Genomic DNA, 14,616 nt, shown 5'->3' with positions numbered 1-14,616 from the left:
GGCGCTGGCCACCCGCGGCTTCGGCGACGAGGCGTTCCGCCAGGTCGCGGACATCATCGCCGAGGCCCTCATCGCCGGGCCGGCCGCGGACCTGTCCGGTTTGAAGGCCCGGGTGGAGGCACTGGCCCAGGCGCACCCGCTCTACCCGGACCTGGCACCGGTTTCCGCAACCGAAGGGCGCTGAGGAGCCATCATGGCCGTCGGCGTCTTCGACCTCTTTACCGTGGGCATCGGTCCGTCCAGTTCGCACACCGTCGGTCCGATGCGGGCGGCCGCGGTCTTTGCCGGGGAACTGGTGTCAAGCGGCGTGCTGGACCGGGTGGCCGGGCTGCGGGTGGACCTGTACGGGTCCCTCGCGGCCACCGGCCGCGGCCACGGCACGTTCACGGCGGTGATGCTCGGGCTGGAAGGTTTCCAGCCCGAGCAGATCCTGCCCGACGACGTCGAATCCCGCCTGGCGGAGATGGCCTCGACCGGCGAGCTGCAGATGTGCGCGCGGGTCGAAGGCTCGGCCGGGCGGGTCCTGGCCTACCGGGTCGAGGACATGGTGCAGCACCCGCTCACCGTGCTGCCCCGGCACACCAACGGGATGAAATTCCAGGTGACCGACGACGCCGGCTCGGTCCTTCACGAGGCGACGTTCTTTTCCGTGGGCGGCGGCTTCGTGGTCCGCGACGGCGAGGAAGGTGCCGCCGCCCGGGAGCCGGATGCCGCCCAGGCGACGCTCCCCTACCCCTTCCGGACGGCGGCGGAACTGCTCGAACACTGCCGCAACACCGGCCTGGGCATCAGCGACATCATGATGCTCAACGAGAAGGCCTCGCGCTCCGAGGCGGACATCCGCGCAGGCCTGATCCACATCTGGCAGGTGATGGAGGAATGCAAGGACTCCGCCATCAGGCGCGAAGGTGTCCTGCCCGGCGGGCTGAACGTCCGGCGCCGGGCCCCCGCCTGGCATGAGCGGCTGCGCAAGGAAGACAAGGACCGGGACCACAAATACTGGCAGGAATGGGTCAACCTGGTGGCCCTGGCCGTAAACGAGGAGAACGCCTCGGGCGGCCGCGTCGTCACCGCACCGACCAACGGAGCGGCCGGCATCATCCCCGCGGTCATGTTCTACGCCACGCACTACGCGCCCGGCATGGACAAGGCGACGCAGGCGGACAAGGAAGACGTCATCGTCAAGTTCCTGCTGGCTGCCGCCGCCGTCGGGGTCCTCTACAAGGAGCAGGCCTCCATCTCCGGCGCCGAGGTCGGCTGCCAGGGCGAGGTGGGTTCCGCGTCCTCGATGGCCGCAGCGGGACTGGCCGAGGTGATGGGCGGCAGTCCCGCGCAGGTGGAAAATGCCGCCGAGATCGCCATGGAGCACAATCTGGGACTGACCTGCGACCCGATCGGCGGCCTGGTGCAGATCCCCTGCATCGAACGCAACGCCATCGGCGCCGCCAAGGCCGTGAACGCGGCCAAGATGGCGCTCTGGGGCGACGGGACGCACCGCGTCTCGCTGGACGAAGTCATCATCACCATGCGTGAAACCGGCAAGGACATGAGCTCCAAGTACAAGGAAACCGCGATGGGAGGCCTGGCCGTCAACGTCGTCGAGTGCTAACCGCGCGCCGGTCCGGCTAAGCCTCGCGGGCGGCGGTATTGCCCCGTATTCACTGTCCCTTTTCGGTGTGGCCCTTGATGTCGATCAGGTGCTCCTCCATGGCATCGAAGGCCCCGTCTCCGTCGCGCGCCAAAACAGCCTCAAAAATGCGGCCGTGCCACATCACAGAGCTTCGGACACGCTCCAGCGTCAGGAATTCGTCGGCACGTGAGGGGGCCATCAGGTCATTGGACATCGCCAACAATTCGGTCAGCAGCGGGTTCAGGGAGAGCCGGGCCAGTTCCGCATGGAAATCCAAATCCAGTTTTCTTAATTCCGCGTTCGAAGGCTGGGGGCGGGCCGCCTCTTTGGTGGCGGCATCGAGGATCGACCGCAATTTGGAGACCTGGCCCCGTGCCCTGATGGCCGCCCGCTTGGCGATCCCCGGTTCGATGACAAGGCGGAGATCCATGACGTGATTCATCGGGTCTCCGGCACCGGTACTGCCGGTCAGCGACGAGGAGCCGAAGGCCAAAAGCGGTTCGTCGGCTACGTAGGTGCCGCTGCCGGGGCGGCGGTACAGCAGGCCGACGGCCTCGAGCTCACGCAGGGCTTCCCGCACCGTATTTCTGGACAAGCGGTAATTCTCGGCAATTTCCCGTTCGCTCGGAAGTTTAGCTCCGGGGCTCAGGGTACCGTCCTCAATCCGGGTCCGAATTGCCTCGGCGAGGACGTCTACGCGATCGCTGAATACCAATAAAGGCTCCTGCCTCAGGCTCCGCATATTCGTCCTCTCTATGGGTACCGGCTAGCGGGTCTCCCCCCTGACCGCACAAGTTCCCGGCAATTAAAAGTGTATTTCCCGGCACCACACCTTGTGGTTTAGTGACTCACCTCACTATGCTACCCAAAGTGGTCCAACCACCCTACCGGTTCTGTGAACTAGCAGAGGAAGCCCCCGCAATGAATCAAGCAGCAATCTCAACACCGCACCACTTGGCCACGGAGGCCGGGTGGGCCGTTCTCCAGGAAGGCGGGAGCGCCGTCGACGCGGCCATCGCCGCGGCCGCCGTCCTGTCCGTCGTCTATCCGCACAACTGTTCCATCGGCGGCGATCTGGTGGCGCTGGTGAAGGAACCCGATGCAGAGCCTGAGTGCGTGCTTGCCGTAGGCCGGGCCCCCGGTGCCGGCCGCCTGGCGGACATGAGGGATCGGTTTGGCGAGAAGATGCCGGCCCGGGGACCGGCGACCCTCACGGTTCCCGGAGCCCCCGCCGGCTGGCAGCACCTGCACGAGCGGTACGGGCGTCTGGATCCCTCGACCCTGCTCGAAAGGGCGGCCGAACTCGCCGGCGGCTATCAGCTGTCCCGGTCGGTGACGATGGCAGCGGTCAAAGCAGCAGCTGCCGGAGGAATAAGTGCCGAACTCGTCTCCGCCTTGTTTGGTTCCTCGTTTGAGCCGGGCAAGCGCGTGTCGAACCCGGCGCTGGCGGAAACGCTGCGCCGCATGGGTTCGGCGGGGTTCCAGGAGTTCTACCGGGGCACGACGGGCGAGTCACTGCTCTCGTTTATGCAGGGCCATCGCGCCGAATTCAGCGCCGACGACTTCGCATCGGTCGTCCCGGTCACGGCCGCGCCGCTGTCCCATCGCGGCGAAAGCCACACCGTGTACACCAGCCCGCCGCCCACCCAGGGCTTCGCACTGATCCGGCTACTGGAGAACCTGTCCGCGGCGACGGGCCATGCGGTGACCTCGCCGGATGTCGTCGAGGCCATGCAGGTCAATGCCCGGATCTGCAACCACCTGCGGGACAACATCCTCAGCGAAGACTCCGAACCGTACTTCTACCGCAATTACGGCCTGGAGGACCTGCCGTCGTCGGGAACCCCCGCACTGGCCTCGGCCCGGGCCGACGGAGACACGGTCGGAATTTCGTGCGTGGACAGCACGGGATTGAGCGTGTCCTGGATCCAGAGCCTGTATTCGGCCTTCGGCTCGTACCTGATGGATCCGGCTACCGGCGTCATCCTGCAGTGCCGGGGCTCAATGTTCTCGCTGAACGACTCGCAGCCGAACGCCTTCCGGGGCGGAGCCATGCCGCCGCACACGCTGATGCCGGTCATGGTGACCGACGAGCACGAGCGCATCCGCTACATCCAGTCGACCATGGGCGGCAAGGCCCAGCCGCAGATCCACGCCCAGGTATTGCTGAGGCAGTGGGCGGGCGAATCGCCGGCGTCTGCGCTGCTGGGCCCGCGCTGGATGATCGTGCAGGACGACCAGGGTGCCGATGTGGCCGTCATTGAACAGTCCGTGGATGCCGGGACGCGGGAGCAGTTGGCCGCGAGCCTCGGCAGGACCCGCATGGAGCCGGACTTCACCGACGGGCTGGGGCACATGCAGCTGGTCACGGTGGATTCCGCCGGCGCTCCGGTGGCGGCCAGCGATCCCCGATCGGACGGATCCGGACGCTATGGACCGCTCGGATGACGCTGACGGAAAGGCGTCCGGCAAAGAGTGCCCGGCGCGGCTGGCTGCTTCCCGATCCGCTCCTCTTGACGGTGCTCTCGTTCGGCACGGGCTTCCTTGATGCCCTGACCTACCTCGGACTGGACCGCATTTTCGGCGCCAACATGACCGGAAACCTGATCCTGGTGGGAATCGGACTGAGCGGGGACTGGGCCGAATTGATCCACCCGCTGGTCGCCCTCCTCGCGTTCTGCGTCGGATGCATGGTGGCGGGCCTGTGCAACAGGCTGCTGGAGGCAACAAAGCGGGGATCCCCGGCCCCACGGATGCTGTTCCTCACCACCGGGGTGCTCCTGGCCGCGAGCACCGCCCTCGCTTTCATGAACGGGGGCGGATCTTTGGGACTGGTCATCACCGCCCTCATCGGGGTGGCCATGGGTTGCCAGAGCCTCGCCGCGAGACTTCTGGCGGTCCCCGAGATCAACACCGTGGTCGTCACCTCCACGCTCTCGCAATTCTTCGCCGAGGCCGGAGCGGGCCGAACCTGGCGCAAACGGCGTGTTTCGGCGCGCCAGCTGGCAGCCGTTGGAAGCATGCTGGGCGGCGCCATCGTCGGTGCGGCCGTCGTACCCTTTGCCGGCCTCACGGCCCTCGCCGTTCCCACCGCCCTGGTTCTCCTGATGGCTCTTTTCTGCCGGCGGCTGGAACCCCAGGCGTCCTGACACCTGCCCGCTGCGAGCCCGATCGAGAAAGGGGAAAGAACCAGAGGCTGCCCTGACGGAACAAGCCTCACGTCGATTGCACCAATTCTTCCAAGAACAGGAAATCCAAATGTCTGAGTACAACGCGCCAACCGGAGCGGTGAACCACGCCGACCGGATTGACGACGACGGCGGCAAGCCCGCCAAATGGAAAATTGTCGGCCCCGGGCTCGTCGTAGCGGCCACCGGCGTGGGGGCTGGGGACATGGTCGCCACCCTGGTGGCCGGCACCCAATTCGGTTACCAGCTCTTCTGGGCCGTCATCGTCGGTGTCGTCATGAAGATCGTCCTGGTCGAAGGCGCCGGACGCTACACCCTGGCCACCGGCAAGACCATCTTCGAAGGCTGGCTGACACTCGGCCGCTGGACCACGTGGTACTTCGGCCCGTACATCATCATCTGGGGCTTCGTCTACGGCGCCACCGCCACCTCCGCGGCAGCGCTGCCGCTGGCCGCCATGTTCCCGGTGCTCCCGCTGTGGGCGTGGGCCATCCTGAACAGCCTGGCCGGCTTCGTCATGATCTGGTTCGGCAAATATGCCACCTTCGAGAAAATCACCGCAGCGCTGGTCGGCATCATGTTCGTCACCGTCGTGGGCCTGGCCATCATTGCCGTTCCCAACATCCCCGAAATGCTCAAGGGGCTGATCCCCTCGATCCCGGCAGAAGGCGGCCTCCTGTCCACCCTGGCCCTCGCCGGCGGCGTCGGCGGCACCATCACGCTGGCAGCCTACGGCTACTGGCTGCGTGAAAAGGGCTGGTACACCCCCAAGTGGATGCGTGTCATGCGCATCGATAACTCCATGGCCTACGTCATGACCGGCATCTTCGTCATTGCCATGCTGATCGTCGGCGCGGAGGTCGTCCGCTCGGCCGGAGTCTCCATCAGCGGAAGCGATGAGGGCCTGCTGGATCTGGGCAACGTCCTCAACGATCGCTACGGCGAGGTCGTCGGCACCGCCTTCCTGGTCGGCTTCTGGGCGGCGTCGTTCTCCTCCATCATCGGCGTCTGGAACGGCGTGTCCCTGATGTTCGCCGACTTCTGGGGCCACATGCGCAAGAAGCCCTCCGGCCATCCGGACACCCGCGTGGGGGGCAAGTACTTCAAGTTCTATGTGCTCTGGCTGACCTTCCCGCCCATGCTGCTGTTCATCATGGGCAAGCCGATCGCGCTGATCCTGGCCTACGGCGTCCTCGGCTCGCTGTTCATGCCGTTCCTTGCCCTGACCCTGCTCGGCCTCCTCAACGGCAAGCGGATCCCGAAGGCGTGGGCCAACCGACTGCACACCAACATCGCGCTGGGCATCTGTGCCCTGCTGTTCGGCGTCCTCGGTATCCAGCAGTTGGTCAAGTCGATCGCCCCGCTCTTCGGCGGCTGACACCCAGGGTGAGGTGGCTCAGCGGCTGCACACCCCGCCGGCACGCACGGCGGGGTAGCCGGCCATGGCCGCCACAGCAGACCCGAGGCAAAGACGCCTCGGTATTCATGGGAAGTAGTTACGCCCGGAAGGCCCGCAACGTCGCGGGCCTTCCGTCTTCCCTTGGTACGGCTCCCGCTTTTCGTGGGGGCGCCGGCATTAAACTGCCGGTTCAGCAGGTTCGGGGCAACGATGCCGTGCTCGCCCTGCTAAGAGTTGCAGCGTTTCTTCCGCCGGACGTTGCAGACCAGCCGCAGCGAACGCGGCATTCGCCTGCAGCCGCCGCAGATCCGGTCAGGCCAGCCAGCGCCGCCAGCGTGACTGCTCCGGTTCCGGCGTCGGTTCCGGCTCCGGCTCCTCGCCCAAGGCCAGCGCAGCCTCGACGATGTCGTCCTCGGTCAGCGTCATGACGGCCTCACGATCGAGCGCATCGAGACTTCGTTCCTCGTCCAGCGACAGCCGCAGCGCCTGGCGGTTGAGCGACTGCTCGAACAGCGTGCGGGCGAACCGTGCGTTGCCGGAGTCCTCGCCCGCGTGGAGCCCGGTGAAAATGCGGCGCAGCATCTGGTCCGCACCCGGCTCCAGCGTGTACTCGTGTTGGGCCAGCATCTGGTGGAAGATCGTCTGGAGTTCGTCGATGGAGTAGTCGGGGAACGTGATCTCGCGGGCGAATCGGGAGCGCAGTCCGGGGTTCGAGAGCAGGAAGGACTCCATCAGTTGCGGGTAGCCGGCCACGATCACGACCAGGCGGTGGCGGTAGTCCTCCATCCGCTTGAGCAGGACCTCGATCGCCTCGGGGCCGAAGTCCGCCCGGCCGTCCTCCGGGGCCAGCGCGTAGGCCTCATCGATGAACAGGACGCCGTCCAGCGCACGCCGGATCACCCGGTCCGTCTTGATGGCGGTCGCGCCGACGTACTGCCCCACCAGGCCCGAACGATCGACCTCGACCAGATGGCCTTTCTGCAGTAGACCGACCGCGCGGTACATCTCTGCCAGGAGCCGCGCCACGGTGGTCTTGCCCGTGCCCGGGTTTCCGAGGAACACCAGATGCTGTGATGTGGCCACCTCCGGCAGGCCGTGCGCCTTACGGCGGGCCTGGACCTGGAGCAGTGCGACGAGGGCCCGCACCTGTTCCTTCACGGTCCCCAGTCCGACCAGCGTGTCGAGCTCGGCCTGCACCTCGGACAGCGGCCGGGCCGGCCCGGGCCTCGCACCGATGCGATCGCCGACCAGGTCGTCGACGCGCTCCGAACCGTGCAGCTTGAGCTGATCGGCCAGATGGCCGATGGTTTCGCGCAGGTCGTCGAGCGGATTGCGGCTGGGAGCCATGCACCCACTGTAGTACCCGGTTCCCGCACGGGGTGGGGTGGCCTCACTAGTATCCCCCTTTTGCCAGTGGTTCACGCGACACGGGAGTCTCCGTTTGATAATGCGGGTACTGGCCGGAGAACAATGAGGAGATTATCCCTGCCGATCAGCTCCGTCCCTGACGGCTTGGCTCTGTAATACCTACAGATGTCCAAACAGGGGAAACCCTGGACGCAGGTTGTCCGTAGTTCGCAAGCTGCCATCCTAGGCCCCTCGTTGGCCCTGCAAATATCCGTCTGGATGCGAAGGCTGACCCTTGCGCGGCCGCCGAATGGTGGATAAGTGCGAATGATTTACTTGGAGGCCGGACACCGCTCCAGGATTTGGAAAACGGAATGCTCTCTGAATCTGTCATTGGCCAGCTCCTGACTAACTAAGGGCAACCGATCGTGCCGTTCGGCTGTGGAGTTCCGCCCAGTCTGCCTGAGGCTGCGGCGGGCTTGAGGCATCAGCACACGACAGGTAGGACGTGGGGACGATTCACGGGCCCCTCCCCTAGGTTGACGAAAGGTAGCTTATCGGCGTAAAAACCAGCCTAAAGCAGGGAAGTTTCCCGCCCGGAAGACGACCCGGCCCCGGGGATGGGAGCTGGACAGCTTTGTGCAGACCGACGGAGCGCCGAAAAGTGCCACGTTGCTGAACTGGTCCCCCAAAAGTTGGACTATTCCTAACTACTGCAGGACTGATAAGAGAACAGCGGCTCCGACGATGAGGCAGGCCATGCCAAGGGCACTTAGGCCGAGAAGCCCTGTCCGCTGTACGTCAAGGGGCCACCTTTCCGTCGCGGATTTCTGTAGGCAAATATGGCCGTGGGCATGCCAAGCAAAATACCAGTGCTTATGAGTATCAAAGCCGTCTGCATGGGGTCATGATATTGGCCGTAGGTTGGAGAAAGACTCGCCTTCCGGCTGGGCTTCAAGCTACCCGCGCAGCCCTGAAAACACTACGCTTTGCCCTACCTAACCCATCTCGGTTCGCGGCTAAGAGAATCCAGGCCGGGAGCAGCAGGACTGCACGGTAAAGGAGGCCTTCTTGGATGGAGACTCGGGCATTCCGGACTGGTTGCTTCCGGCGTGGCTGCTGGTTTCTGTCGTACTGATTGCGGCAGCTGCAGTACGCGGCCGGAGATCCAGGGCGACTGCTGCGTCCCGGGAAGTCCACGTAGAAGGTGTGAGGGCCTCTAGAGAGTTCACGGTGACCATCGGGCTGGAGACGTTGCACGAAGAACTTCGTTCAATAGTGTGCAGCCAGAACAGATTTTCACGGATCAAGGCGGTCCCCGGCGGGATGATCATCAACACACGGATCAACTTTTGGAGCTGGGGCGAGGTCATCGAAATCAAAAATTATGAGACAAGCGCAGGCACCAGAGTTTACGCATCTTGCCGGCCGCGGTTGCGAACCACCGTGATCGACTATGGGCAGGGCGCCCGCGACTTGAGCCTGCTGACCGGTCTCCTGTGGGAACGAGTCGGATCACGTGATCTTGACCCCGACCGCTAATTCCTCCACGAGATCTCGATGACCAACGGTCAGCTTCTCTTTCCGTGACGTGGCAGGCCGGCCGCGTTAATGCCGTGGATTTTGGTCGTGCGGTTGGGTAGCGGCCACAGCTGATTCACTGCCACCACCCGATCGAACTCATTCGGAGCTGTGTCGGCCCGGGAATGGACGCTGAGGACGCCGGCGTTGTTGACAAGGCCGTCGAGCCGACCATGCTCAGCGGATATCTCCTCGATGACGTTTTGCCCAACTTGCTTCATCCGACACATCCTTTTAAGCAGTTCCTCGATCACCAACCTGGCTTCAAGCCGAACTACTGGAGCGCCAATGTAGCGATGGATGCCGTCGGCGAACGAGACGTGGGAGAGGGAACCCTTGATTTCCCGGGAGACATCAAACTTTTTTGGATCTTCCCAATGCCGTTCATCCCGATTGCCGGAGACCAGCAAGTCACCGTCGCGCCCTTCATAAGCGCTCCCACAGTTGCTCGAACGATACTCCCTGCGCCGGTCAGGGGCTGCCACCCGCTTCGCCCAGACCCTTCGCTACGCGAGGAAGAAGCCACCAAGGCACGTCCGTCAGTCCGCCCCGTCCTACTCCTTTGGGGTTCATCAGTCCTCCCCTGTATCGGGGTTGGACGGGGCGCGATGCTGGGCGCTCTCACTCTGTTGGTGCCATGGATGGGCGAGCCTAGCTGTCAGACTGACTCTTTGTCCATCTCTGGAGGATCAGACAGTGATGATCGATCGCTCCCTCCAATCTTCTGATAGTCGTCTGCCCTACGGATCTTGATAATCGATGCGATGACCACGCCCACGGCGACTGCCAAGAGGGGGATCAGGACCAAGGCAATGTTCTCGCCGGGTTGCCCGCCGACGACCAACTCGAAGTTCATGAATCCGTAGACGGCAATCGCAATCAGGAACAGCGCGGAAGTAAGCGGTGCAATGAGCGTCTTCCAGATGTTTTCCCCGGAGCTTCTGTCTTTGAACTTGAACCATACGATGACGGAGATGCTCACAAGAGCCATGGAGACGATGATCCCCATGCTGCCAAGTCCAGCAAGTTGTCCGTACAGAGTGGATGGATCACTGCCGGTAGCCACAAGAATCAAGAGGGTGAAAGCCGAAAACACCGAGACGGTTGTCGACGCCCGAGCAGGGGACTTAAACTTCGGATGCACCGTGCCAAGAGTCCGCGGGAGTCCACCATCGACGCCGATGGTGAAGACATACCTCGTCGAGGCGTTATGAATGGACAGGGTGGCAGCCAGAATTGCTGTGATCACCAGCACGCCTATAGCGTCTGTGAACCATCTGCCGATGAACTGCTCTGCGGCGATGGAAAACATTGCCTCCGGCTGCTCGCTCGCTGTGGTTTCAGCCGCCCCAAAGGCGCTAACCAGCATCCACACCGATGCGGCGTACATCAATCCGATGAAGAGGAGAGAAATGTAGGTCGCCCGGGGCACCGTGCGGTCAGGGTCTTTGACTTCATCTCGATAGAGGGCGGTGGCCTCGAAGCCAATGAACACCAGAATCGCGAACAAGAAGCCGACCAGGGGATTGCTGCCTGAGAACTCGGCAAGGTTAAACGGCTGGAGGCTCAACCCTTCTGCGCCGCCCTGCGAAGCAACGGCGAAGTTGAAGAGTAGGAGGAGCCCCACTTCGACGAACATGACCACCATCAAAACGCGCGCGGAAACGTCCACGTTGAAGTAACCCAGGAAGGCAACAAGAGCCAAGGTCGCTAACGCGCCAATCGACCAGGGGACTTCAGGCCCCCCGAAGCGTGTCACGATGTCTGTCAACGTCATCCCGGCGAAGACGTACACTCCGATGCCAATGATGGGGTAGGAGATCGCTGCCAAGAATGCGGCACCCAGCCCCATTCGCCGGCCGAGCCCTGCCGTGATGTATGCATAGAACGCACCCGTGCGAGGCATGCGTCGTGTCATTGCCATGTAGCCGACAGCGAAGACTAGGAGTCCAGCGGTAACCACGAGGAAAGCAGTGGGGGCCGTGTTGCCAACGACCATGATGGTCAACGAGAAGTAACCGGCCATGGTGACTAGAGGGGATGAGAAGGCTAGAACGCTGAGCACAAGCTTCCAAGTACCCATGGTCCCTGAGAGACGGTCGCTGGGACCAGAACTCTTGTCTTGCATTGTGGGCTCAAGGGGAACCGACATGATGAGAGGCCCTTCCTGGCGGATAGCGGAGAAACGGACTGGACGTTGAGAGGCGGATGGGAGTCAGAGCCTGCATGATGCGACGGAATCAGGTTCGCGGCACCCGTGGCTCGTATGGCGTAGATTAACGATCGTTAAGGGATTACCTGTGAGATGATTTTCCATGATGATGGGGTCCCAACCAATCGAGCCCGACGTATTGCATGTTGATCAAATCCCTGGACAGCGGGCCTGCAGCCCTTCGTGACAGTGCGGCACCGGTCCGATGCCGCTGAGTCCACGACGCGCAGGCCATCTGAGGGTCCAAGCACGCAAACTCCTTACTGCTGAGTGCCGTCGTCGGGATTTTGAAACCGGTTCTCACCGAGACAGCAGCAGCGCTTCGCCTTGGCCGCCGCCGCCGCACAGTGCCACGGCTGCTTTGCCAGTGCCGCGGCGCATGAGCTCGTGCACGGCGGAGACAACGACCCGCGCCCCGGAGGCGCCGATCGGATGTCCGAGTGCGATCGCTCCCCCGTTGACGTTAACTATGTCCATGCTGAGGCCGAGTTGTTCCGCCGAGTGCAGGGCAACGGAAGCGAACGCCTCGTTGATCTCGACGAAGTCCAGATCCGCTACTGTCCATCCCGCCGTTTTGAGTGCTTTGCTGATCGCGCGGGCCGGTTTGTCCGGCAGGGAGGTGTCGGGGCCTGCGCTCTGTCCCGGGGCACCGAGCGTCGCAAAAATCCTGAAGCCGTGAGTCTCCGCGTAGCCGCGGGTGGTGAGGACGACAGCGGCGGCACCGTCACTGAGTGGGGAGGCGTTGCCGGCGGTGACCGTGCCGGTTGGGGAGAATGCTGGCCTGAGCCTGCCGAGTGACTCCTCGGTGCTATTGGCGCGCACGCCCTCGTCGGTTTCGGCGAGTTCGGCCTCCCCCCGGTGCTGGGGCACCTTGACGGGGATGATTTCAGCGTTGAAGAGCCCGGCGGACTGGGCGGCCGCCGCGCGGCGATGGGAATCGGCGGCGGCTTTGTCCTGATCGGCGCGAAGGATGCCCATCGCATCATTGGCACGGTCAGTGGCCAGACCCATGCTTATCTGGTCAAAGGCGTCCGTGAGGCCGTCATGAGCGGCGGAGTCTATTAGCGCCGCGTCCCCATAAAGGTGCCCGCGGCGGGAATCCCGCAGCAGATGCGGGGCGTTGCTCATGGATTCCTGCCCGCCGGCGACCACCACCTCGGCTTCTCCAAGCCGCAACAGGCGGCTTGCCTCGATGATGGCGCTCAGCCCGGATAGGCAGACCTTGTTGACGGTGGCCGCGTGGGCGCCGAGGGGGACGCCTCCGGCGAGGGCGGCCTGCCGGGCAGGATTCTGTCCGGATCCTGCCTGGAGCACTTGTCCCATGATGACCGCTTCGACGGCATCCGTTCGGATCCCCGCCTGGCCCAGCGCTCCTGCGATCGCTGCGCCACCGAGCTCAACGGCGGACAACGGTGCCAGCTGGCCCACCAGCTTGCCCTGCGGTGTCCGGGCGGCACCGACAACGACTACGTCGGTACTGTTTTTCATTTTTCTCCTTGAACGGGTGGTAGCCGAAAGCCCGGGAGCGGCAGTGGGCCCTGGCTGTGGCTTAGCTCGAAACAGCAAAGGGCACGCAGCTCCCGTTGGAACGCGGTGCCGGTTTCCCCAGCAACAGGGTCAAGCCTCCCGTATGGAGGGGGTAGTTGGCGTTGAGGATCATTCACAGTTCGATCTGCTCTGGCCCGGCCCCTACACCCTCGTCCTGCATTGCGGTGATTTCCTCGGCCAGCGCGGCCAAGATCCGGCCAGGACGGGTACCGGCATCTGTAAGGTGAGATGCGGCCGCCGACCTCTAGATAACCAAGCTGTCCCCCAGCCACGAGCCTCGTGATGCTGCTACAGATCCTGAAGCGCTGGGGATAGCTCTCGGGCACGTTCTCGCAGATGTGCAGCTGAACGGCTCCTGCGCGATCATTCTCTGGTTCGATCAGTTAAACGTCGTGCAGGTCGGCTTTTGAGCCGACCTGCACGATTTCTGAGGGGACTCAGCTGGTCACGGAGGCTGCCTCGCGTGACTTCAGACCCATGATGGCGCGGGTCTCCGCGGGAGTGGCGACCCGGCGACCGACGACCTCGGCCAGCTGCTGCGCGAGCCGGAATGCCTCGAGGTTGCTGCTGATCCGATCATCGCGGTGGGGCCACTTGAAGTACGTGTCCTCCATGCCGACCCGGATGTGCAGACCCATCAGAGCGGCCAGAGTCGCTAGGTGAGTCGAGGCCCGACCGGCGGCACACACCATGATGACCGCCTCGGGGTCGACATCGCGGATGGCTTCGACTGTTCGGGTCAAGCCTGCCACCATCTGTCGCGGGTTCTCCATCGGGCTGCAGCCTGGCAGCGCCGGCAGGACCAGCCATACCGCGCCGCTCTTGATGAGCCCAGACTTAAACAGGTACCGGTCGGCGTTGGAGACATCCGCATCCGTGTAGACCGCGATCTCCGGAACCGAACCGGCCTCCAGGATCTTGCGGGTCTTCTCCAGCAGGATCGGGGTCGGTTTCACGAACAGCGAATCACCCACGTAGGTGGCGGTACTGTTGATCGGAGCGGCGTCCAGCAGCCCGGACTCGAGGACCTGCTGCATCTTCTCCCACTCGCCGTCCAGAGCCGGAACCAAACAGGCGTCCACGGGAACTTCGGGGAATTCCTCGTGCAGCGGCGCAATGACGGCCTCGAACCGCTCCGGGGATAGCACGTTGTACCCATCCTCATCCCTGACGTGGATGTGGATCGCACTCGCCCCGGCAGCTGCGACTTCCCGTGCCGACGCCAAAATCTCATCGGGGGTGATGGGCTGGTTCGGGTTCTGGTCGCGACGGAAGAAGGCACCCGTGATCGCCACTGACACGATCATCTGCTCCGGGATCTCCTCCCACGGCTCCGAGATCGGAGCGTCGTGGTAGCACGTACTCTCCAAGTCCATCACGGTCGGGATGCCGTACGGGCGCCAGATCATCTTCTGGTTCTCCCTGGCTACGCCCTTGGAAACCCGGTTCCAATCGATGTTCGTCATGATGCTCCTTTGGTTTCTTCTCTGAAGTGGATGCATCGGAGAACCTCCACACAGGTTCCCGAATACGCCCTCGACTGCTCTTTATTGAACATTAATTAATGAGTGTTGGTCAAGGGGTCTTGGTAGTTCTCTGCCAACTGCTTAATTCCCTAGGCTGCCCGTAGATCCTGCAACAACTTCGCCGCGCCGACTACACGACGGCGCAACCCCCGCACCCCAGGTGCCTCAGACAATGCGTGCAGATG

Annotated in this window: 11 protein-coding genes and 1 pseudogene; 6 read left to right on the top strand and 6 right to left on the bottom strand. The window is 63.6% G+C overall.

Annotated features, from left to right (window positions below; genetic code table 11):
• Together AC5RUJ_RS00270 and AC5RUJ_RS00265 are read left to right on the top strand one after the other, a co-directional pair.
• Positions 1-184 (top strand): annotated as a pseudogene (locus AC5RUJ_RS00270) (serine hydroxymethyltransferase); the annotation flags it as partial.
• A 9-nt stretch (positions 185-193) separates the two neighbouring features.
• Positions 194-1,609 (top strand): L-serine ammonia-lyase, encoded by a 1,416-nt coding sequence (locus AC5RUJ_RS00265; protein ID WP_494001118.1) that lies wholly within the window; start codon positions 194-196, stop codon positions 1,607-1,609.
• Between the two features lie 49 nt (positions 1,610-1,658).
• On the opposite strand, the gene AC5RUJ_RS00260 is transcribed toward AC5RUJ_RS00265, so the two are convergent.
• Positions 1,659-2,372, bottom strand: coding sequence for a FadR/GntR family transcriptional regulator (locus tag AC5RUJ_RS00260; protein ID WP_494001119.1), 714 nt, complete (start codon positions 2,370-2,372; stop codon positions 1,659-1,661).
• A 179-nt stretch (positions 2,373-2,551) separates the two neighbouring features.
• Between AC5RUJ_RS00260 and AC5RUJ_RS00255 the strand changes: the two genes are divergently transcribed.
• The 3 genes from AC5RUJ_RS00255 to AC5RUJ_RS00245 all read left to right on the top strand — a co-directional run bounded on the left by AC5RUJ_RS00255 (position 2,552) and on the right by AC5RUJ_RS00245 (position 6,196).
• The gene (locus tag AC5RUJ_RS00255; protein ID WP_494001120.1) at positions 2,552-4,078 is read left to right on the top strand and encodes a gamma-glutamyltransferase; all 1,527 of its coding nucleotides are present in this window, start codon (positions 2,552-2,554) and stop codon (positions 4,076-4,078) included.
• Positions 4,075-4,779 (top strand): YoaK family protein, encoded by a 705-nt coding sequence (locus AC5RUJ_RS00250; RefSeq protein ID WP_494001121.1) that lies wholly within the window; start codon positions 4,075-4,077, stop codon positions 4,777-4,779. Before AC5RUJ_RS00255 ends, AC5RUJ_RS00250 begins: the two co-directional genes overlap by 4 nt.
• A 109-nt stretch (positions 4,780-4,888) precedes the next feature.
• Positions 4,889-6,196 (top strand): Nramp family divalent metal transporter, encoded by a 1,308-nt coding sequence (locus AC5RUJ_RS00245; protein ID WP_494001122.1) that lies wholly within the window; start codon positions 4,889-4,891, stop codon positions 6,194-6,196.
• A gap of 333 nt (positions 6,197-6,529) precedes the next feature.
• On the opposite strand, the gene AC5RUJ_RS00240 is transcribed toward AC5RUJ_RS00245, so the two are convergent.
• Complete coding sequence (locus AC5RUJ_RS00240; protein ID WP_494127664.1) at positions 6,530-7,564, bottom strand: AAA family ATPase; 1,035 nt, start codon at positions 7,562-7,564, stop codon at positions 6,530-6,532.
• Positions 7,565-8,635: 1,071 nt separating this feature from the next.
• Between AC5RUJ_RS00240 and AC5RUJ_RS00235 the strand changes: the two genes are divergently transcribed.
• A complete protein-coding gene (locus AC5RUJ_RS00235) occupies positions 8,636-9,106 on the top strand; it encodes a hypothetical protein (RefSeq protein ID WP_494155531.1) in 471 nt (156 codons plus the stop codon).
• Positions 9,107-9,135: 29 nt separating this feature from the next.
• Here AC5RUJ_RS00235 and AC5RUJ_RS00230 read toward each other — a convergent pair whose 3' ends face one another.
• The 4 genes from AC5RUJ_RS00230 to AC5RUJ_RS00215 all read right to left on the bottom strand — a co-directional run bounded on the left by AC5RUJ_RS00230 (position 9,136) and on the right by AC5RUJ_RS00215 (position 14,371).
• Complete coding sequence (locus AC5RUJ_RS00230) at positions 9,136-9,630, bottom strand: SDR family NAD(P)-dependent oxidoreductase (protein ID WP_494112254.1); 495 nt, start codon at positions 9,628-9,630, stop codon at positions 9,136-9,138.
• A 173-nt stretch (positions 9,631-9,803) separates the two neighbouring features.
• Positions 9,804-11,228: an APC family permease gene (locus AC5RUJ_RS00225; protein ID WP_494127666.1), complete on the bottom strand. Its 1,425-nt coding sequence runs from the start codon at positions 11,226-11,228 to the stop codon at positions 9,804-9,806.
• A 429-nt stretch (positions 11,229-11,657) separates the two neighbouring features.
• On the bottom strand, positions 11,658-12,845 hold the full coding sequence (locus tag AC5RUJ_RS00220; protein WP_494112252.1) for an acetyl-CoA C-acyltransferase: 1,188 nt from the start codon (positions 12,843-12,845) through the stop codon (positions 11,658-11,660).
• 497 nt (positions 12,846-13,342) lie between these two features.
• On the bottom strand, positions 13,343-14,371 hold the full coding sequence (locus AC5RUJ_RS00215) for a beta-keto acid cleavage family enzyme (protein WP_494024059.1): 1,029 nt from the start codon (positions 14,369-14,371) through the stop codon (positions 13,343-13,345).
• Positions 14,372-14,616: the final 245 nt, after the last annotated feature.

This window comes from Arthrobacter sp. Y3223164, assembly GCF_059091005.1.
The sequence above is the reverse complement of the archived record's forward strand: the minus strand, read 5'-3'. Positions and strand labels throughout refer to the sequence as shown.